We start from the raw sequence: 20,228 nt of genomic DNA, 5'->3' as shown, positions 1-20,228 counted from the left end.
CTTGGCTTTCGCAACTGTAATTTCTGGTGCTCTAGTAAGCACAGCCTTCAGCGAGCTAAGAAGCGTTGTGAGAGGCCGGAAAGACGGTCAGGCCTAATCAATCAGTTGTTGCACGCGGAAAATTACTCGTTGCGCTCCTAATTTTCCGGTGAGCAAAACGATATCACGGTTGGCTTTGCGGCGTGCCGTAGCATAGGCACGTCCGTCAACAGCCACCCGTTATGAGCTCCTTTTCGAAAATGACATATATGGGAAGTTAGCTAAAAGATTTTAGACTCTTGTTTGACTCACTATATTCCTCACCAATCATGTAAGTCTTTGATTTCAAACTCTCATCGATATTCTTCGTTGCGAAAATCAACTGAAAGTCTACGTTGTATTCTGATAAAGCTTCAGCTATTACTTTTTGAAAATTCTTAGAGCGACCATCTTCCATTCCCCCATTTTCAATGCCATCAAGAATTAATATTCGAGGTAAACGAACATATTTCTTTTCTAGAGACGCCATTAACAATGCTACGTGAAATGCATTATTCAATAATACTGTCCCACCCTCTGAAAAGGCTGCCTTTCCATTCACCGATACACTGTTAGCAGCAAAATCGAACTCAACATTGCTCGCGTTCTTAAACTCTTTTTCCGCACCATTATCTTTTTTAAGCAATTCACAGAGCTTCTCAGAGATAAGTTTTTTAATCTCAGGTTCGCGCACAAGTAGTTGCTTCCCTATCAAGTCAATTTTATCTTTTAAGCTATTTACTTCAGCCTGGACAGAATCTCTTTCAGAGCGTAATTCAATCAAGGATTGATGTAATTCAGCAATTTTGTCTAATGTTTGCAGCTTTTCTTCTAGCTCACCTGTCTGGCGATAAAGTTCAAAAATCTGGTTTTCTTTAGCTGCATCGATAGAACTCATCGTTGCAGTTGCTTTACTTATCTGTTTGCGAAAAGATGTTCTTAGCTCTTTTCGCCTATTTATAAGGTCAGTCAATTTTGCTTTTTTCTTTTCTAGTAGTTTTTCGGACTCTCGAAACTGAATGTCGATTTCATTCTTCATTCTCAAAAGGCTATTATAATTATCTTTATCATCACTTGGCTCTCCGCATAAACAACAACAATTCTCAGATTTTTCTTTTAGCGGTTTGTGACAGCTAGGGCAAGATGAGAATTTAAAATCACCAATTAAATTCCCTACTTTTATTGAATCTGTTAGTGCGCTTTTTTTATCAAGTAACTCTGCTATAAACTCTTCGGAGTCTAATATGTTGTAATTTAACTGTTGGATTTCAGTTTCAGCTTCCAGTAATTTACTTCGAATTGCGATGCTGTCTTTGGCAGTTGACTCAGTCTCTTTTTTCTCCGAGCGGTATGAAAATAAAGATTCATCTTTAGCACTCATGATCTTAACGTTAATGGAGGCTATTTCATTTAATATTGAGGTCTTTTGCTCTTCTAATGTTCCAACACCCTCTCCAAAAGAGGTCTTTCCTACGACTGAATGAATCGCTTGAAGTTTCGCTATTATTTTTTGTAATTTTTTCTCTTCCTCAATAAGCTTTATTTTTGCTTCATATAGCTCATTGTCATAAAGCCCCAAAAGATATTTGCCTACAGACTCGCGCTTAAAGGCTGAATCAAATGGTTCACTGTTAAAGATTGCTCTTGATGCGTTTGACTGATCAGAGTAAATGAGTCGATATAACTGATGTAAAGTTACATTGTTGTTGGCATCAGCTTTTGCTTCAGGTATGCCAAGAATTTCAAACATTTTTTGAGAAAAACTTGGTTTACTTCCAATTGCATAAGGATAGTTAAACCAGCTTGTAAGTGGCGAAAGTAATGCTGTATCTACATCAGAAAAACAAAAGTCCATCGGTTGCTTATCAGTACCGTTATTTTTACGTCTAATTGTTAGTGGGCTCCCATTTATAGTTAGCCCTACATATATGTTGTCACAGAGGCCTGCTTCATCCTTCCAGTTTGGAATTTCGTAACCTAATCCATACATAAGTAACTGAATAACTGAGGTTTTGCCGGAACCATTACGTCCAAATAATACGTTAACCCCAGAATGAAAAACTTCATCAAAAGCGATTAGCGAACGTCTCTTAACGTGGAGTCTGTTCACATTTAAAGTTGGCTTAATTAGCATCGTATTTATAATCCATTAAGTTTGTTATCTTTTTTAATCCATCAGGCCCTGTTAACGAAATAGAAGTTAAGTTTTTCACGATGAAGTAAATTGCCTTGCTAGATATGCTGTTCTCTGTTGATTCAGCCAACACCTTTAAATCGTCGGGTATATTTTCTAGAACAACGTGGTACTTAGATGTGTTTTCACCTAGTTGTAAAATGCCAATCTCAATAAAACGCCCAATGGCAATTAAATGAATTTCTTTCATTGCATTAAAAAGACTCATCGCATCAAAGCTTTGATATCGATTGCTATAATTTTTAAATTCCTTCTTTTCAACGAATCTGTCTCTCGGTACAGATAGTTTTTGAATATGTGCAGGATTTGCGATTAAGAAGTCAAATAGTCTAAGAGCATCCCTTTCGACTGCTTCTGCATTCCAATGAATCAGCAATGCCGTCATGCGCAGAAACGTATGATTTACATCTAAGGCTTTGTTGTATAGAAGCATTACTTCCACTCCAAATGGCAATTCCCTGTAAGAAAATAAACCATTCCATTGATCTGGCGGTTATATATTTCTAAAACATTTACTCCGAGGTGAGTTTGTATTTCTTGCTCTAAGTGAGTTCTAAAAAGTAATTTAAGAACAGATTCTTCTTTCACTGTAAGTAACTCGCTCTTAATTTTTGCGTTAAAAATAGACTCAACTTCAGCTAGTAAGTAGGTAATTATTTTTTGAGCAGATTTGTAATGTTGATTTCGAATGATTAATTTACTGACTTCCTCTTTAAGAAGCTCACCTGTCTCAATTACGTAAGAAAAGCCGGCTTCTTGGAGCTTTTCTGTTAAATCTCTAATGTCATATTTTTCATTGCTGTAGTGAGTCAGTTCATCAATAATCACGTGTGTTAATTCTTGATTATTTTTTTCCTCAACATACCTCTGTGAAAGCAAATCCATTTGTGTTGGAGTGGGTAGAATATTCGTGATCTTATCCCGCCCAACAACATCTCTACCCGCTGTAATATTTTTTAGCCAATTTATCATCTACTTTTGAACCTTGTCCCTACCAACCACATCACCGCCAGCTTGCACATTTTTAATATTGCTTTTGCTCCCACCTTTGAAGGTTAAAGCCACCCTTATTCCAAGTCCTAACACAGCTAAAATAGCTACAGTAATCAAGCCAATTGTTATTAAATTATCCATTTTTTCCTCTTTTAATTAATTTAGCCATGTAGTCAGTCATAACCAGTTCTATCAGTACTCTTAAAACTCAAATCATCCACGGGAGTACATTCATATCGATGCGATTTTAACATTTCTCGACAATTATTTAGCTAATATAGATTTAGGCTCGTAACAGCGTATTAGAGAATAATTTGTTCTAAGTATATAATAGGTATGTTTTTTTAATTTCCATTTGGCGGTATATCAAAAAATTACCCTGCTTCTGCCTTTTCCTGCACGTCCGTTCAGGGGCACTCCCAGCCTCATGCTACGTAGCCATACATTGCCTTTTAGCTTTCGAGTACGAGTTCAATTCTCTACTGAACTTAGCCTAGCACAAGCTGCTGAAGTAGGCTGAGACTCGTAAGCTTTTCTTTTCAACAATCCTTCTTGGCCTGCTGATTAGGGGGCATAACATTTTTCTAGCGCTGGCGGATATGCAGCAGACGCAGTCTTGATTAGATGGGAGCTGGAGGAGCAAACAAGAACCCCGCGTAAGCTCGTGGAAGTCAAGAGGCGGGGGTCTGTACTTATGGTCATCACGCTGTTAGCTGCGGGGGCGGCGAATGGAAGAGGCTAAATGCTAGATCAAGCACACAACTTAAGCCGACATAAAATCATTCCAGCGCTTTACCAAATAGTTATGCTCATCCATGACGGTAGTCCACATCGCGATTCGGCTCATTCTTGTCTGGTAGTCTCTGCCGTCGCGGCTTGGAAGGTTCTTGGCAGCATGTTGGTCGTCATACCAAAAGTCCCACTCAGCAGTGGAAAGGTGAGGGCGCTTCATAGGAAGCGCCCTCATGGTCATGGTCATGGTAAAGAGGATGCGTTACTTAAAACTCGACGGTCGCCGAAAGCTTGAAGGTGCGCGGTTCGTCTTGAATCAAATAATTCGCAAAGGATGTCGAGGCGCCTGACCAGTAATTTTCGTCGGTCACGTTGTCGATGCCTGCGCGCCAGATCCAGTCAGCGCCACCGACCGGCGTGGTGTAGCGCAGGCCAAGATCGAGGCGTGTCCAGGAATCCAGCCTCAAGTCGTTGGCTACATCGGCGTACTGCGAGCCCGTGTGCAGGACGCGCCCAGTGGCAGTGAGACGCTCGACGAAGGGCGTATCCCATTCGCCACCGAACACAAAACGATACTCAGGAACGCCCGTGGCGTCATTTCCTTCGTTGCCATCCTGTGTTTTGGTGAGTTCGGCATCTATCCAGGTCGCGCTGCTGAGACCCAAAGCCCCAGTGTGCTTGGAGTGTAGCGAATTCAAGCCCGGCGCTTGCTGTTTGCGTAGAGGTTTGTGAAGCGTCCATTGCTATTGGTCAGAGCCATTCATACAAAGCCTAAGCCACAGGGAGTGACTCATCGCTCCCCCAGTCTGCCCAAGAGCCGTCGTAAAGCGATAGCTGATGGTAGCCCGCCAGTTCGGCGGCCAGCAGAATAATGCAGGCGGTGATGCCCGAGCCGCAGGAAAACACCAGTTGGGGTTCACTGCTGGAGTGAAGGGGAGGCGCAAACGTTACAAAGAGTGCCTTCAGTTCGCTAACCGGTTTAAAGCAGTGCCCCTCTAGCACCTCGGTAAACGGCAGGTTGTGGGAGTTGGGGATATGACCACTGCGCACCCCAGGGCGTGGTTCAGGCACCTGTGCCAGAAAACGTGAACGTGATCGGGCATCAACAACGGTGACTTGGCTGTCGTCTAGGTGTTGCAGCACGTAGGCTGAGTTTCGCACCCGGCGATGGTCAAGGTTGGCGACGAAGTGGCTGGGCGTGGCTGGAGTTTCCGCGATGGTAGAAACAACGTCCCGCTTTTCGGCTAGCCACTGTGGCAGTCCACCATCCAGAACAAAAACGTGTTTAACGCCCATTGAACGGAAAATCCACCAAGCACGCGGCGCCGAATAGATGCCTTGGTTATCGTAGAGTACGACGAGGCTTTCAGCCGTAATGCCTAGCCGTTGAGCTTCCTGAGTGACTTGTTCTTCCGTTGGAAAGGCGTGGGTCTGAGAAGAGCCGGTGTCGCAAAGCACGCCTTCAAGATCGACCTGTCGGCTACCGGGTATCCATATCGGGCGATCATAAACGATAGGCTCTATACCAATCACCGTTGCCATGCTCGCATTGATCAGCACTAGCCGTTCGTTGTCTAGGTTGTCTTGCAGCCATTGGGTCGTCACAAGGGGGGATGGCATGGTGTTCTCCGGTTATAGGCTGGCAGGTTGTGTGATTCTAGCGATAAGCAGCTGTGTGCTACAGGGCCTCCACTTCAAACGCCACAATTTGCCGCTGAGCGCTGGAGAATTCCACGCCAATTAAGTGAATCGGCTTGCCGCTGGCATGGTGTTTGTCGGCATAGCCTTTGGCTTTGTTCTGCTCTACTGCTTTGCCATCGTGACGCCCGCAATACGGATAGCGTTGTCATTTGTTGTTGCCCGATACATTTCCAGCATCCATCATGTATGAAACTGAGGTTTCAGGACACATAATGCCCCCGACAGCCAAAGAACGTTCTTTTCTGACTCGTGTGCGTAGCGCTCTCCCCACTCTCCATCCTGCCGAACGTCGGCTGGGTGAGTTTGTTTGTGACTTCCCGGGCGAATTAGCCAGCTACGATGCCCAGGAGCTCGCTAAGTTTGCCAACGTCTCTAAAGCGACCGTGTCACGTTTTGTGCGGCGGCTGGGTTACGAAAGCTATGAGGCCGCTCGAAAACATGTACGAGAAGAGCAAAGCACCGGCTCTAGGTTGTTTCTTCCTTCATCTGACAGCCGTATTGAAGAGCAATCGCTCACCAGCAATTTGGAGCTGGGTAAAGCCAATCTAGACCGAACATTCGCCACGATTACCCAGGCAGAAATCGACAGCGTAGCTCAAACGATCCTCAGCGCTCGTAAAACGTGGGTCATCGGCTTTCGCGCCAGCCACCCTTTTGCAGATTACCTGCGTTGGCAATTAACCCAAGTGATCGAACACGTCATCAGCTTGCCCGGTGGAGGCGAAACATTGGGCGAGCAATTGGTCAATTTCACCCCAGGTGATTGTGTGATTCTATTTGGCCTGCGCCGCCGCGTGGCGCTGACTGAACAACTGCTTGCGCATGCCAAAGAGTGCGGTACTAAGCTGCTTTATATTACCGATGAAGGAGTGGACGCAGAACCTAGTGCCACTTGGCACTTCCGTTGTCACACCCTGGCCACTGGGCCATTATTTAATCACACCGCCGTAATGGCGCTGTGCCACTTGCTTGTTATGCGCACGATTGAATTAGCAGGCGAAGCCTCTCGGTCTCGACTGCGCCGCATCGAAACGCTAAATGATCGTTTTGAAGAGCTTTAACGTGACAGAAAAGGGGCTCACAAGCACCTAGATAGCGCATAGCACTCCCTTCTTGCACTCTCTGTGTGCACTTTCGTAACACCTCCACGCACTTTTTTATGCGCAGTACATCAGGTAGTTAATTGATTTCAATATGAAACTGTAGTTTCTTGATTCTAGTGGCATGAAATATGGATCTACTTTTGAAGCGTGGCACAACATACAGTCAGTCGTCCAAATTCATGAGTGCCACACCGCTGAGAAACCATAAGACCGCCCAATAGGAAACTCATCATGTTAAAACGCACCGCACTCATTACCGCCATTTCAACCGCCTTATTACTACCTGTCGCCCATGCAGAAACACTTTCGCTGAGAGTGCTAGGACAGCCTGCAGGCTCTGGGTTGATCGCGCAAAATAAAGAGCAGCCTTTCTTTGAAGCCCTTGCCGAACATAGCGGCATGGATGTGTCTGTTCAGTATATTCCGGTTGATGTTGCCGGCATCCCCGATACGGATGGCCTGCGCGTACTGAACTCAGGTTTGTTCGACATTGTTTCGCTGCGCGGACCACAGGTGAGCCGAGATGAGCCTTCCATTTTAGGCCTGGATTTGGTCGGCCTTAATACTAGCTTTGAAGCCGGGCGTAATAATGTCGATGCGTTTTACGATTATGTTGACTCCCGCCTACAAGAACGCTTTAACGCCAAACTGTTAGGTGTATGGCCAGCAGGCCCTCAGGTCATTTTCTGCAATAAAGACATCACCGGTCTAGACGATCTGCGGGGGTTACGAGTTCGTGTGGGCGACCAAAGCGCAGCTAATTTTATTGGTGAACTTGGCGCGACCGGCATCTCTATGCCTTTCGGTGATGTTCAGCAAGCGCTTTCCCGTGGCGTTGTGGACTGTGCGATTACGGGTCCCGCTTCCGCTAACTCCGGTGGCTGGCCTGAAGCAACAAGCACGGTGCTGCCGATTGCACTACAACTCGCCATCAATGGCTATGCCATCAATATGAACACCTGGAATCGCTTATCTGCTGAGCAGCAGACCCAGCTTGAAGAGGCAATCGCCAAGCTCAGTGACGATGTTTGGCAATACTCTGAAGCGTTGTATGAAGACGCTATGCGCTGCAACGCGGGCGAATCCCCCTGTGAGTTTGGAACCTCATACTCACTTAGCGAAGTGCCTGTATCAGACGCTGATCTAGCGACCGTCACGGCGGCTGTTGAAGAGGTCTCGCTACCTCTCTGGGCTCGCCAGTGCAACGCCGTTGCTGCTGATTGTGAAGCCGCTTGGCGTGACACCGTTGGCGCTCAGTTAGGCTTATAAAGCAATAGGAGAGGAATATGACCACTTACTCTCGAATTCTTGGGATCATTTTTGGCAGCATGATGTTATTGCTGGCGTTACTGATCACCCTCGAAACACTCATCCGTAAGTTCTTCTCTTTGTCACTAGGGGGTGTCGATGAACTCGGTGGCTACGCCATTGCCATTGCGGCACCGCTAGCATTTTGTGTTGCGATGGTTGAGCAATCGCATATTCGTATTAACTTGTTGCACATGCGCCTCCCCACTGCCACTCAGGCGGTTCTCAATGCACTGGCAGCCCTTTCACTAGGGCTGTTAGCAGCATTTTTACTCTATTTCACCGTGCAGACCGTGTTGGATACCCAGCTGTACCGCTCCATTGCGCAAACGCCTTGGGCGACGCCACTGATCTATCCTCAGTCCGTTTGGTTAATCGCCATGACAGCCTTTAGCGTGGCGGCGGCATTGCTCTCAGTTAAAGCGCTATTACTGCTCTTAAAACGTGACTGGAAAACGCTAAACCGCCAATTCGGCCCAAGCTCAGCAACCGATGAGTTAGAGGCAGAACTGGCCGACCTTGAACAGCGTGAAGGAGGAAAGCTATGAGCATCCCCTTGATTATAGGTGCATTTTTAGCCATGCTCGCGCTGATGCTGCTAAGCTTGCCAGTTGCTGTTTCCATTTTGTTTGTGGGGGTGCTGGGCGGCTATTTTATGTATGGCATGCCCCTTGTGGACATGATGGGCGGCGTCGTTTGGAGCAGTTTAAATAGCCCCTCCATGCTTGCGATACCCCTGTTTATGCTACTTGGAGAGTTGTTACTGCGAGGTGGTATCGCGGACCGCATGTATGCCGCATTGGCCGTTTGGTTTAACAAACTTCCTGGCGGCTTACTGCATACCAACATTGCCACTTGCACACTTTTCTCGGCGACCTCTGGTTCATCCGTGGCGACCGCTGCCACCGTGGGCACCATTGCACTCCCTGCGCTAAATCAGTACCGCTACCCAATACGGCCTTCACTCGGCTCTTTGGCCGCTGGCGGTACGCTCGGCATTCTGATCCCCCCTAGCATTAACCTGCTGGTATATGGGCAATTGGCCAATACCTCTGTTAGTCAGCTGTTTGCAGCAGGCCTAGTTCCAGGCATTACCTTGGCACTTCTGTTCTCCATATACCTGTTTATTGCCCACGGCAAGGCAGGCAACTCATCACTGGTAGAAGTTGACGTTTCGCTACAAGAGAAACTCTCACTTTCCAAGCACCTTATTCCGCCGGTGGTCATTTTTGGCGTGGTGATGGGAAGTATCTATGGCGGCCTAGCGACCCCTACAGAGTCAGCTGCCATTGGTGTGGTCATCGCGTTAGGGTTTATCATTGGCGGTGGCAAAATGAGTATTGATCTTCTCATTCACTGCTCTCTCCAAGCAGCTAAAACGTCGGGCATGGTGATCATCGTGCTGATGTGTGCGCTGCTGCTCAATGTCACCATCTCGATGTTGGGCGTTACCCAAGCGCTTACTCAATGGGTTGCATCTTTTGGGCTTAGCGCTGTCGGCCTGTTGCTCGTACTGCTGGTGTTCTACGTGATACTTGGCACCTTTATGGATGCCATGTCGATGCTGGTGCTCACCGTACCCATTACCGTACCGATGGTGATGGCTGTGGGCATTGACCCTATCTGGTTTGGCATTTTTATCGTCTTAATGTGCGAGATTGCCCTTATCACTCCTCCCGTCGGCATGAATCTGTTTGTGGTTCAGGGCGTGCGCAAAGATGGTGGCAGCTTTAATGATGTTATTTGGGGGTCGATGCCCTTTGTTGCCATTATGGCACTGTTTACGCTCGCTATTATGGTATGGCCAAACATTGTCATGTGGCTTCCTGACCTGCTGGCGGGGCGCTAATGACTCCTCACATGCACTCACCGGAAAAAATAGCGCGTATCTTAATTATTAACCCCAATACGAACGCTAATGTCACACACAGTATTCGACAGTTAATCTCCCGTATTACCCCCACTGGCGTTATCACGAAAGTGACCAGCCCAGCTCACGGCCCCTACGCGATTGAGAACGAACAGCACAAAGAGGAGGCGACTCAACACGTACTAACATTGATTGAAAAACACAGTGCAGCGAGCTTTGATGGATACATCATGGCCTGCTTTGATGATATTGCTATCCCAGAAGCACGAGCGATCACCCAAGCTCCGGTCATCAGTTTGGCAGAAGCGGGCATGCGTTCTGCAGCGGCCAGCGGGGGCCTGTTTACCGTGATCACGACGTTTGAAGAGGCCGTGCCTACCATTGAGAAGCTGAGCGCCGCCTATGGGTTAAATAAACGCTGCCGTGTTGTTGCCACAGGCATCGGTGTTTCTGACACTGCCGCGCAAACTACGCAAGCCGAAGCCCAGTTACACGAAGCTATTCAAGAGGCGATCCGACGAGAGTCGACCGCTATTGTATTGGGCTCAGGGGCGTTTGCAGGGCGTGCAATGGCACTGCAAAAACGATACGGCATTAAAATCAGCGATGGTTTCACTGAAGCGCTAGATTACACGCTTCATAATCTACAGCTCCAAAAGCGAGCCTAATGTTGGGTGCCCGCGCCACTAGCGGGCATACCCCACTTATGTTTTTGCATCATCAGAGCTTGCCGCCGGGGAGGGGCCTTATACGCGCGACACCCGGGCGTTGTGCGCTCAAATGCAGCAGAGCACGCCAATAGAGTTTTATAGCATCATCCAAACAACTAGCCCTCCCGATATTACCCACACAAGCAATACTGAACACACTATCGGGTGCTTAGCTATCCTTAGCAGAGAAGACCAGGGATAGGAGGCCCGAGAAGACGCCATGAAAGCCAAAAAAGTTACTGCCAATAGCACCAAGAAAAAAGACGAAAGCGAGTAGAACAGTATCGCAAAGCGCATCAGCATTCCTACCCAATATCGAGGCTGCGGGGAAGCTACTTCCTATCCGACAACACCCCCCAAATGTTCGCATCTGAACCATGGCGGCTGGTCAAGTGTTAAGGCCTCATATCATCTCGACAGGAACGGTGATTTTCAACCCAGTTGTCCAAATACCTCTGAAGAGCCTGGTTATTACGCTCGACTTCCTGAACCAGCAAGGCCAAGCAATCGATTTGCTTACGCATCTCCACGGGGTCGTGGCACTCGTACACCTTCAAATGGGTGCTGGTTAAACCATATAGCCACTTGCCCGCTTTTCCTATGTAAGCAGATCGGTAAGGGGTAACGCCGGTGAGGCACAGCAAAGATAGCCAATCCAAAAGGTACGAGTGAGATTGAGATCGCAAGTCGTGATTCGCTTGGTGAGGTGTTGAATCACTATGGTCACAATAGCGCGTGGCTATTCGTTTTATATAACAAAATGAGCTATCGTTATTCCTGTTATCAATTCAGCCCTCAGGAAATCATCATGTCCAACGATACTATGCAGCCCGTTATGCCCCAGATTAACCGCCCCGCTCCCGATTTCACGGCGAAAACCACCCACGGCGAAAAGTCGCTGAGCGACTATCGTGGCAAGTGGTTGGTGCTTTTTGCCCACCCCTCCGACTTTACCCCGGTATGCACCACGGAATTTTCGGCATTTGCCAATTATGCTGATCAGTTTAAAGCGGTTAATACAGAACTCCTGGGCTTGTCCATAGACAGTATCCATTCACATATCGCATGGACCCGCAGCATCAAGGAGAACTTTGGTGTTGAGATTACGTTCCCCATCATTGCTGATTTGAGCATGAAGGTGGCCAACGCTTACGGCATGATTCAGCCGGGGGCGAGTGATACGGCCGCCGTTCGCGCCACCTTCGTGATTGACCCTGAAGGCGTGTTGCGCGCCATGTTGTACTACCCAATGACTAACGGTCGTTCGGTTGAGGAGGTGCTGCGCTTAGTCAAATCGTTGCAAACGAGTGATGAGCATGGTGTCGCAACACCGGAAGCTTGGCTGCCGGGTCAGCCGGTGATCGTACCGCCTCCTCACACCTCGCAAGACGCTGAGGCACGGCAATCAGAGGGGTATGAGTACACCGACTGGTACTTCTGCAAAAAGGTGATTTAACACCTGCGAACAGCGACGGGATGGCTGGCTGCGGTCAGTCATCATGGCTTTTCAGCTCACTACCAGGAGAGTCCTATATGAAAACCTTTGCACATTCTGAACATACGGGGGCGGGTACGCCCGATGTAGCCGGTTTTTTTGATCCGCGCACCTTTAGTGTCCAGTACGTGGTGAGTGACCCTGCAACGAAGCAGTGCGCGATTATTGATCCTGTCTTGGATTTTGATGAGAAATCAGGCGCTACAGCGACTCATCATGCCGATGAGCTGCTTGCGTACATTGCCAAAGAAGGCTTGTCGGTGGCGTGGATTCTCGATACCCACCCCCATGCTGATCACTTCTCTGCTGCGCAGTATTTGAAAGAAAAAACCGGCGCGCCCACCGCGATTGGCGAGCATGTCACTAAGGTGCAGGCACTATGGAAAGAGATTTACCACTGGCCGGATATGCCCACCGATGGACGCCAGTGGGATAGGCTGTTTGCCGAAGGTGATACGTTCACCATTGGCGAGCTGAATGCCCGCGTTATGTACTCCCCAGGCCATACGCTTGCGTCTATCACCTATGTGATTGGCGATGCGGCGTTTGTCCACGACACGCTCTTTCAGCCTGATTTCGGCACTGCACGGGCTGATTTCCCCGGTGGCGATGCTACCGTGCTGTGGAACTCTATTCAGCAAATTTTGGCGCTTCCAGAAACAACACGCGTGTTTACCGGGCACGACTACATGCCTGATGGCCGCGAGCCGCAGTGGGAAAGCACGGTGGCGGAACAGCGCGATTGCAACCCCCACTTAGCAAGCGTGAGCGAAGCGGACTACGTGGCCTTGCGCCGCAAGCGCGATAGCGAATTACCCATGCCGAAGTTGATTCTGCACGCACTGCAGGTCAATGCCCGTGGCGGGCGTTTGCCTGAGCCAGAGGCGAACGGTAAGCGTTATTTGAAAATTCCCCTGGATGCCTTAGAAGGCGCTGCCTGGGATTAGCGGTTCAACAAACTCTTTGCCGTACTCGCCAGCCCCACAGTGCCGTGATAGGTCGCGTGCCGGTCACCGGCCTTTCTCATGCCCACTGAAGATAGCGTTGGCCAACACAAGGAGAAGTAGCAACATGCAACAGCTGCAAACGAAGGTTGCGATTATTGGCGCAGGCAGCGCTGGGCTTAGTGCATGGCACGCAGCACGCAAGCACACGGACGACGTGGTGTTAATTGAAGAAGGGCCGTATGGCACCACCTGCGCTCGCGTGGGCTGTATGCCCTCCAAGTTACTTATTGCCGCCGCGAATACGGCTCATAGCGCGCGCAACGCCGCCATGTTTGGAGTCACTGTTAACGAGGTGGCGGTTGACGGACAGGCGGTGATGGCCCGGGTTAAAAGAGAGCGCGACCGCTTCGTGGGTAACGTGCTGTCCTCTATGAAGTCGATTCCCGAGTCCCACCGCCTGCAGGGGCACGCGCGCTTTATCGACCCCCATACGCTCGCCATTGGTGACCATACCCGGCTGACGGCCAACGCCATTATCATTGCCACCGGCTCGCGGCCAACGTGGCCGCGCCTGTTGGAGGGAGCGGGAAACCACTTAATCATCAATGATGATGTGTTTGATTGGGAGACGCTGCCAGGCTCCGTTGCGGTGGTGGGGCCGGGGGTGATTGGTATGGAGCTAGGGCAAGCGCTCAGCCGGTTAGGCGTGCGCACACGCACCTTTGGTGTTGGCGGTGCGGTTGGCCCTTTTCAGTCTGACAAGCTGCGGCAGCTGGCTGACGAGACGTTTAACCGTGAGCTCTATCTAGACCCTGATGCCACTATTGAGCAGGTAGAGCAGCAGGGCGATGGCGTCGCCATTACCTTCTACGAGCGGGAAAGCAGGCAAAAAACCACGGAACTATTTGACTATGTGCTAGCGGCAACGGGGCGTAAGCCTAATGTAGATCAGCTGGATATCGAGAAAGCAGGCGTGGCGCTAGATGCGCGTGGCGTCCCTCGTTTTAATCGTTTCACCACCCAGTGTTTAGCCCAGGACAATACACCTAGCCATATCTTCATCGCGGGCGATGCCAACCAGTCTGTTCCGCTACTCCATGAAGCGATTACCGAAGGAAAAATTGCTGGGCGCAATGCCGCTTGCTTAGACGATGTGCAAGTGGGGCAACGTAATGTGCCGCTCGCGGTGGTGTTTACCGAGCCGCAGATGGCTATCGTGGGCGAAAGCCGCGCGGCCCTAGAGGTGCGCTACGGCGGGTGTGACTGTATTGCAGAGGGCGGAGTGTCGTTTGACGACCAAGGCAGGGCGCGGGTAATGGGTGAAAACCACGGCTATTTAGCGCTTTACGCAGAGCACGGCAGCGGGCGCTTTTTAGGGGCTGAAATGTTAGGGCCACGGGCAGAGCATATTGCCCATTTGCTGGCCTGGGCCTTAGAGCAAACGCTAACCGTTAGCCAAATGCTGGCCATGCCCTTTTATCATCCCGTGGTGGAAGAAGGCGTAAGGTCAGGGCTGCGTGACTTGCAGGCCAACCTTAAGCAAGGGCCCAGCATTACCGAGCGCTGCATGGAGTGCGGCCCGGGCGACTGATAAAGACGGGATTCGCCCTTTTTCATACTTATCGCCCTCTTTCGTATATAGAAAGAGGGCGAGCGCATAGAGCTAAGAGTAAAAAGCCCACCTACACCTAGTCTTGCTTGGCGAAGCTATCAAACGCCTCAAGCGCTTGGGCGGCATAGGTAAACGCTGGCCCGCCGCCCATGTACATGCAAACGCCCAGCATCTCCATTACTTCTTCCCGCGTTGCGCCAAGCTCTGCAGCGGCTTTAGAGTGGAACGCAATACACCCATCGCAGCGCACGCTAATACCAATGGCTAGCGCCATCAGCTCTTTGTGTTTATGCGAAAGCGCCCCTTCTTTATTTGCCCCTTTCGCCATTTGGGTGAATCCCTTGGCAACATCAGGAATATTTTTGCCAATATCCTGCATCAGTGCCGAAAGGTCTTGAGTCGTTTTTTGCCAATCTTTATGCATTGCTGTCTCCTAGCTGCGTTGGGTGTGTTGATTCAGCCTAACGTGTGGCCGCGTGCTTTAGCAGCGGTAGCGGCTACTTTGCGTGTGTTACGACGTTGATACTTAGAGGGTGCTGCCCAATCGTCTTGCCATGGAATCGTGCCCTTCGATTGCCGCCCAGTGCAGTGCGCTTTGGCCTTTGTGGTCGGCCTGCAACGGGTTTGCGCCATGGTCTAACAGTAGCTGGGTTGTGGGATGATCGTTCTGCTTTGCGGCCCAAATCAGCGCTGTCCAGCCGAGCGTATCTTGCTGGTCTACGTGTGCCCCCTGCGCTAATAAAGAAGCCGTCGCGGCTGTTTGGCGACTGACGACGGCCACCATGAGTGCGGTGTAGCCGCTGTCGTCGCGATGCTCTATGTGGGCACCTGCTTGCATCAGCTGCTCAAGCGCGGTGGTATGACCGAGTGAGGCAGCCTTCATCAGCGGCGACCAACCGCAGTTGTCTGACCTGTTTAGTGCTGCTCCTTGCTGTATGAGGCGCGCTATGCCGTCGTTATCGCTATCCTCAACCGCACGGAAAAGCTCGGTGCGGCCTAAATGGTCGCGTTGGTCTATATCTTGTGTGACCGACTGATACAAAGTGACAATCAGCAGGCCGAAGACTAAGGGCAGCATGACACCGCTTAGCATGGGAAAGCGCATAAACCATGCAGTAACGCGCGTACTTAACTTCATGTGCCTAAGCGCCGCTGATTGACGTAGCAAGCATTAATGATAGCCTTCGCCCACTTTGACCTTGCCGCGAAACACCCAGTAGGTCCACGCGGTGTAGGCCAGCACAATAGGAATGACAAATAGGAAGCCAATCAGCAGGAACAGCTGTGATTCCGGTGCCGAGGAGGCATCCCAAATGGTGTAGTTGGGGGGCACAATGACTGGCCACTTGCTGGCGATCAGCCCCAAGTAGGTAAACAGGAAGATGCCCAGCGACATCACAAACGGCAGGCCTTCGTCTTGGCGTTTTACCGCACGGTACACCATGCCTGAGCAGAGTAGGGCCAGCACTGGGAAGATCCAAACCAGCTGGAACGTATCCATCCAGCGGCTATACACCTCAGGGCTTACCAGCGGTGTCCAGATACTGACAATGGCAAACACCGCTAAAACAGCCAGCAGCAGTTTAGGGGTAATGGCGTACGCCCACTGCTGTACATGGCCTTCTGATTTCATAATCAGCCAGGTAGCACCCAGCAGCGCGTAGCCAGCCATTAACCCTAGCCCGGTTAACACGGTGAACGGCGTTAGCCAGTCGAGCGCGCCGCCCACGTAGCGGAAATCCTCAACGGCAAACCCTTGGATATAGGCACCCACCACCGCGCCCTGGGCAAAGGCAGCAACGGCAGAGCCTAAGAAGAACGCGCGGTTCCACCAGCGGCGGTTTTTGTGTGACTTAAAGCGAAACTCAAAGGAGATGCCGCGGAAAATAAGACCGGCCAGCATTAAGAATACGCCGATATACAGGGCAGGCAGAAAGACCGAATAGACCAGCGGAAAGGCGCCTAACAGTCCTGCGCCGCCGAGCACCAGCCAGGTTTCATTGCCGTCCCATACGGGGGCGACGGAGTTCATCATGACATCGCGTGAATCTTCGTCGGGGGCAAAGGGGTATAAAATCCCTAAGCCCAAATCGAAGCCGTCCATAATGACGTACATAATCACGCCAAAACCGATGATTACCGCCCAGATTAAGGCTAAGTCGATACTCATGATGCGTTTGCTCCTGCGGTGTTATCGCCTAAATCATCATCCAGCGGGGTGTGCGCGGCAGAAAACGGACGCTTAGGCCGCTCAACCTCACCGTGAACCTCAATCGGGTCATCCAGCATGCCATTGCGCACCACGCGGGTGAGGTAGTACACGCCGACGACAAACACCACGCTATACACGGCGATATACCCAATCAGCGTAAACAGCGCCATCGCGCCGGTGAGCGAGGGTGTTAAGCCTTGGGCGTGGGTCATTACCCCATACACCAGCCACGGCGCGCGGCCTGCTTCCGTCACGATCCATCCAGCAAGCACGGCCACAAAGGGTGTGATAATCATCGCTACCAGCGTTTTAAGGAATAGTGGGCTCTCAAAAATACGCCCTTTGCGCCGCAGTATTAGCCCCAGCAGGGCGACGCCGATCATTAAAAAGCCAATGCCGACCATCACGCGGAAAGACCAAAACACCAGTGCCACCGGAGGCTGCTCTTCAGGGGCTACTTCGGAAAGCCCTGGAATCACGCCATCAGCGCTATGTTTGAGGATGATGCTCGCCATGTTGGGAATACCCAGCTCAAAGCGGTTGGTCTGATTTTCCTGGTCAGGCAGCGCAAACAGCAGCAGCGGTACGTTAGCGCGGGTTTCCCAGTTACCTTCCATGGCGGCCACTTTAGTGGGCTGGTGCTCTAGGGTGTTGAGCCCGTGGAAGTCGCCGATCAAGGCCTGGGCGGGGGTTAAAAAGAGCAGTAACCAAAGGCACATGGAGAGCGCTTTCTTGTTGGCCTCTACATCGCGGTTGCGCAACAGGTACCAGGCGCTAACGCCTGCCACCACAAAGCCACCGGTGAGGAACGACGCCATGCCCATGTGGGCGAAGCGATACCAGAAAGAGGGGTTAAAAATCGCTTCAAGCCAAGAGGTAATATGGAAACGTCCATCAATCAACTCATAGCCCACCGGGGTTTGCATCCAGCTGTTAGCCGATAGAATCCAGAACGAGGAGATAAACGTCCCGATAGCCACCATGATGGCAGCAAACAGATGAACGCCTTGGGGCACTTTATTACGGCCAAACAGGAGTACGCCTAAAAACGCAGCCTCAAGGAAGAACGCCGTGACCACTTCGTAACTCAGGATAGGGCCAAGAAAGTTAGCGGTCGCATAGGAGAAGTTGCTCCAGTTAGTGCCGAACTGGAACGACATCACGATACCCGATACCACGCCCATACCAAATACAACGGCGAACACCTTGGTCCAGAACTGTGCAAGACGGTCCCAGGCCAGGTTAGCGGTTTTATAAAACAGGCCGTGCAGGACAGCGATGTAAGAGGCTAGGCCAATGGTAAAAACGGGAAAAATAGCGTGAAAAGAGACTACAAACGCAAACTGCAGGCGGGATAACACCAGCGGATCGAGCTCCATCATAAACCTCCAAGCGCATGAAGCATGATAAAGAACAGGCGTTATGTTCACGGAGTGAAGCGAGAACAGAGAGCCCTTATATTGCTCTTGGTAATATGCTTATTACCTATTGGATAATACAAGGGCGCGCTGGAAGCGACAAACGAAAAGGTCGTGATCCGCGATGGCGTATTGTCGCATCGCGCGGCGCAAGCTACTTTACTCCCCGCGTAGGCGGATCAAATAGCTAAGCGGGTGCAGGATAAGAAACGCTAGCACAAACGTGGCGATCACTGCGCCGCTTAGGGCTATCCAGTCAAACAGTGTGGCGACATAGCTCAGCGTAGAGTGCGTTAACCAGGGCACCCATAATATAGCCGTTAGCCCCAGGATGAGCGCTAATAGGGTTGTCGGGCGGTGACGGTAGCGGGTGATTTGATAGCCGCGTAAGTAGGCAAGTAGGTGCAGGCCCGTGACAGCGATGCCCCCGATAATCAACAGCCACATAAAAGGGGCCAAGGCGTACATCAATATGGTGAGCATTCCGCTAATGGTCATGTGTCTGTTCTCCTTATGCCTGGCCTTCCAGCACCGCGTAGTAGGCGGGCTGCAGCATGCGGTCTTTCATCACCCACGCCGCCCAAGACTCGTCTGTTGGGTCAATAAACGGGAACGACGGCATAAAGGCGAAGTTATCGGCGTAACCAAACTCCACTAGCATGGCCTTTCCAATACCCGTAATCATGGGGCAAGAGGTGTAGCCCGTATGCCGGGCAAGGGGTGTTTTTCCCTGCATCACGGCCAGCAGGTTCTCTTCGACCACCGGTGCTTGGGCTTTTACGCTGGCAGCGGTTTTATTGATGGGCGCGCCAATTACATCGCCAATCCCAAATACCTCGGGGTAGCGGTTGTGCTGCAGGGTGTGAATATCTACGTCTAGCCACTCGCCCCTGAAGGGGCCATCTTGCGCGATCAAATCACTCTGCTTAACAAAGTCGTGGGCGCTCATGGGGGGCACAACGTGGATAAAGTCGTAGTCGGCAATCACGGTGGGCTGGTTATCGCGCCTAAATTCTGCTTCGCGCAGCTCATGGTGGGAGGTGAACTCGCTCTCGGGTCCAACAAAAGCAAATTCAGCCTGCTTGGCGTGAGGGTCGATGGCGGAAAGGCGGTAGTGATGGCGCCGTTTAACGCCTTGATCATCAAAACGTTGTTTAACGAACTCATCGACCCAGGGTTGCGAAAAAAGTCCCGCGCCTGGTGCCATATAGTCCACTGTGAAGGCATCACGTTGCCCAGAGGCTTCCAGGCGGCTTAGCGTTGTGAAGGTCATCTTCAGCGGCGCCCCGGCGCACTTTACGGGGGTGGGGGCAGCGGTAAAAATCCCTTTGCCCTGGCCGCTATTAAGCCATGTTTGAATGGCGTGGTTCGTCCGTGAGGCCCCTTCAATACTGGCATAAACACTGCCAATGCCATGCTGCCCTACCAGTTCAGGCGTCATACCCTCAATTAAGTGATAATTGAGTTGAATGCCGGTTGCCACAACCAAGAAGTCGTATCCAAGGGTGTTGCCGCTGGCCAACGTAATGCGTTTGCTATCGGCATCAATGTTCGCCGCGTATCCACGCACCCAGTTCACGCCGCGTGGCATAAACTGCGCATTTGGGCGCATGGTTTTGTCGGCGTTCCATACGCCAGAGGCGACCAGTGTCCAACCAGGCTGGTAGTGATGCGTTTCGCGTGGCTCAACGAGGGTAATGCTGCCCCCTTGGAGCCGCCTCGTTAGGCGGTTCGCCATGGCCATGCCCGCTGCACCGCCCCCAAGAATGACGATGCGTGCCTGGGTTGGCAGCGTGTTGGCAGACAGTGCACTGAGTGGCAGCAGGCTACCTACCCCCAGGCTAGAGCCAACTTTTAGCAAGTCTCTGCGCGTCAATAGTGGCGTCTTTTGCATGGGGGCACTCCTTAAGCGAAC

The 20,228-nt window shown here is 50.8% G+C and carries 21 protein-coding genes; 8 read left to right on the top strand and 13 right to left on the bottom strand.

The window, feature by feature from the left end:
* Positions 1–256: 256 nt before the first annotated feature.
* The 7 genes from P8S54_RS09850 to P8S54_RS09820 form a co-directional block, all read right to left on the bottom strand.
* A complete protein-coding gene (locus tag P8S54_RS09850; protein WP_281441605.1) occupies positions 257–2,152 on the bottom strand; it encodes an AAA family ATPase in 1,896 nt (631 codons plus the stop codon).
* Positions 2,142–2,645, bottom strand: a complete 504-nt coding sequence (locus tag P8S54_RS09845) for an ABC-three component system middle component 5 (protein WP_281441604.1) — start codon at positions 2,643–2,645, stop codon at positions 2,142–2,144. The genes P8S54_RS09850 and P8S54_RS09845 overlap by 11 nt, the downstream gene beginning before the upstream one ends.
* Positions 2,645–3,184 (bottom strand): ABC-three component system protein, encoded by a 540-nt coding sequence (locus P8S54_RS09840; protein ID WP_281441603.1) that lies wholly within the window; start codon positions 3,182–3,184, stop codon positions 2,645–2,647. Before P8S54_RS09840 ends, P8S54_RS09845 begins: the two co-directional genes overlap by 1 nt.
* A complete protein-coding gene (locus P8S54_RS09835; RefSeq protein WP_281441602.1) occupies positions 3,185–3,346 on the bottom strand; it encodes a hypothetical protein in 162 nt (53 codons plus the stop codon).
* Positions 3,347–3,968: 622 nt separating this feature from the next.
* Positions 3,969–4,157 carry a hypothetical protein gene (locus P8S54_RS09830; RefSeq protein WP_281441601.1) on the bottom strand — a complete coding sequence of 63 codons (189 nt, stop codon included), beginning with the start codon at positions 4,155–4,157 and terminating at the stop codon, positions 3,969–3,971.
* Between the two features lie 46 nt (positions 4,158–4,203).
* Positions 4,204–4,635, bottom strand: a complete 432-nt coding sequence (locus P8S54_RS09825) for a TonB-dependent receptor (RefSeq protein WP_281441600.1) — start codon at positions 4,633–4,635, stop codon at positions 4,204–4,206.
* Between the two features lie 73 nt (positions 4,636–4,708).
* Entirely contained in the window at positions 4,709–5,557 is an 849-nt protein-coding gene (locus P8S54_RS09820; protein WP_281441599.1) for a sulfurtransferase, read from the bottom strand.
* A 293-nt stretch (positions 5,558–5,850) separates the two neighbouring features.
* Between P8S54_RS09820 and P8S54_RS09815 the strand changes: the two genes are divergently transcribed.
* The 8 genes from P8S54_RS09815 (at position 5,851) to P8S54_RS09780 (ending at position 14,662) form a co-directional block, all read left to right on the top strand.
* Positions 5,851–6,699 carry a MurR/RpiR family transcriptional regulator gene (locus P8S54_RS09815; RefSeq protein ID WP_281441598.1) on the top strand — a complete coding sequence of 283 codons (849 nt, stop codon included), beginning with the start codon at positions 5,851–5,853 and terminating at the stop codon, positions 6,697–6,699.
* A 273-nt stretch (positions 6,700–6,972) separates the two neighbouring features.
* Complete coding sequence (locus tag P8S54_RS09810) at positions 6,973–8,010, top strand: TRAP transporter substrate-binding protein (protein WP_281441597.1); 1,038 nt, start codon at positions 6,973–6,975, stop codon at positions 8,008–8,010.
* A 17-nt stretch (positions 8,011–8,027) separates the two neighbouring features.
* The gene (locus P8S54_RS09805; protein ID WP_009100626.1) at positions 8,028–8,597 is read left to right on the top strand and encodes a TRAP transporter small permease subunit; all 570 of its coding nucleotides are present in this window, start codon (positions 8,028–8,030) and stop codon (positions 8,595–8,597) included.
* Entirely contained in the window at positions 8,594–9,898 is a 1,305-nt protein-coding gene (locus tag P8S54_RS09800; RefSeq protein ID WP_281441596.1) for a TRAP transporter large permease, read from the top strand. The genes P8S54_RS09805 and P8S54_RS09800 overlap by 4 nt, the downstream gene beginning before the upstream one ends.
* A complete protein-coding gene (locus tag P8S54_RS09795; RefSeq protein ID WP_281441595.1) occupies positions 9,898–10,587 on the top strand; it encodes an aspartate/glutamate racemase family protein in 690 nt (229 codons plus the stop codon). The genes P8S54_RS09800 and P8S54_RS09795 overlap by 1 nt, the downstream gene beginning before the upstream one ends.
* 850 nt (positions 10,588–11,437) lie before the next feature.
* Positions 11,438–12,085: a peroxiredoxin gene (locus tag P8S54_RS09790; RefSeq protein WP_009100619.1), complete on the top strand. Its 648-nt coding sequence runs from the start codon at positions 11,438–11,440 to the stop codon at positions 12,083–12,085.
* Positions 12,086–12,162: 77 nt separating this feature from the next.
* Entirely contained in the window at positions 12,163–13,071 is a 909-nt protein-coding gene (locus P8S54_RS09785) for an MBL fold metallo-hydrolase (protein ID WP_009100618.1), read from the top strand.
* A 124-nt stretch (positions 13,072–13,195) separates the two neighbouring features.
* The gene (locus tag P8S54_RS09780; protein WP_281441594.1) at positions 13,196–14,662 is read left to right on the top strand and encodes a dihydrolipoyl dehydrogenase; all 1,467 of its coding nucleotides are present in this window, start codon (positions 13,196–13,198) and stop codon (positions 14,660–14,662) included.
* Positions 14,663–14,759: 97 nt separating this feature from the next.
* Here P8S54_RS09780 and P8S54_RS09775 read toward each other — a convergent pair whose 3' ends face one another.
* From P8S54_RS09775 to P8S54_RS09750, 6 genes are all read right to left on the bottom strand, one after another.
* On the bottom strand, positions 14,760–15,107 hold the full coding sequence (locus P8S54_RS09775; protein WP_281441593.1) for a carboxymuconolactone decarboxylase family protein: 348 nt from the start codon (positions 15,105–15,107) through the stop codon (positions 14,760–14,762).
* A gap of 102 nt (positions 15,108–15,209) precedes the next feature.
* Entirely contained in the window at positions 15,210–15,821 is a 612-nt protein-coding gene (locus tag P8S54_RS09770; protein ID WP_281441592.1) for an ankyrin repeat domain-containing protein, read from the bottom strand.
* Positions 15,822–15,854: 33 nt separating this feature from the next.
* Positions 15,855–16,856, bottom strand: coding sequence for a cytochrome d ubiquinol oxidase subunit II (gene cydB / locus P8S54_RS09765; protein WP_281444090.1), 1,002 nt, complete (start codon positions 16,854–16,856; stop codon positions 15,855–15,857).
* Positions 16,850–18,274, bottom strand: coding sequence for a cytochrome ubiquinol oxidase subunit I (locus P8S54_RS09760; protein ID WP_281444089.1), 1,425 nt, complete (start codon positions 18,272–18,274; stop codon positions 16,850–16,852). The genes cydB and P8S54_RS09760 overlap by 7 nt, the downstream gene beginning before the upstream one ends.
* 198 nt (positions 18,275–18,472) lie before the next feature.
* On the bottom strand, positions 18,473–18,811 hold the full coding sequence (locus tag P8S54_RS09755) for a DUF5368 family protein (protein ID WP_009100608.1): 339 nt from the start codon (positions 18,809–18,811) through the stop codon (positions 18,473–18,475).
* A 13-nt stretch (positions 18,812–18,824) separates the two neighbouring features.
* The gene (locus P8S54_RS09750) at positions 18,825–20,207 is read right to left on the bottom strand and encodes an FAD/NAD(P)-binding oxidoreductase (RefSeq protein ID WP_281441591.1); all 1,383 of its coding nucleotides are present in this window, start codon (positions 20,205–20,207) and stop codon (positions 18,825–18,827) included.
* Positions 20,208–20,228: the final 21 nt, after the last annotated feature.

This window comes from Halomonas sp. M1 (genome assembly GCF_029581375.1).
GTDB lineage: Bacteria > Pseudomonadota > Gammaproteobacteria > Pseudomonadales > Halomonadaceae > Vreelandella.
The sequence above is the reverse complement of the archived record's forward strand: the minus strand, read 5'-3'. Positions and strand labels throughout refer to the sequence as shown.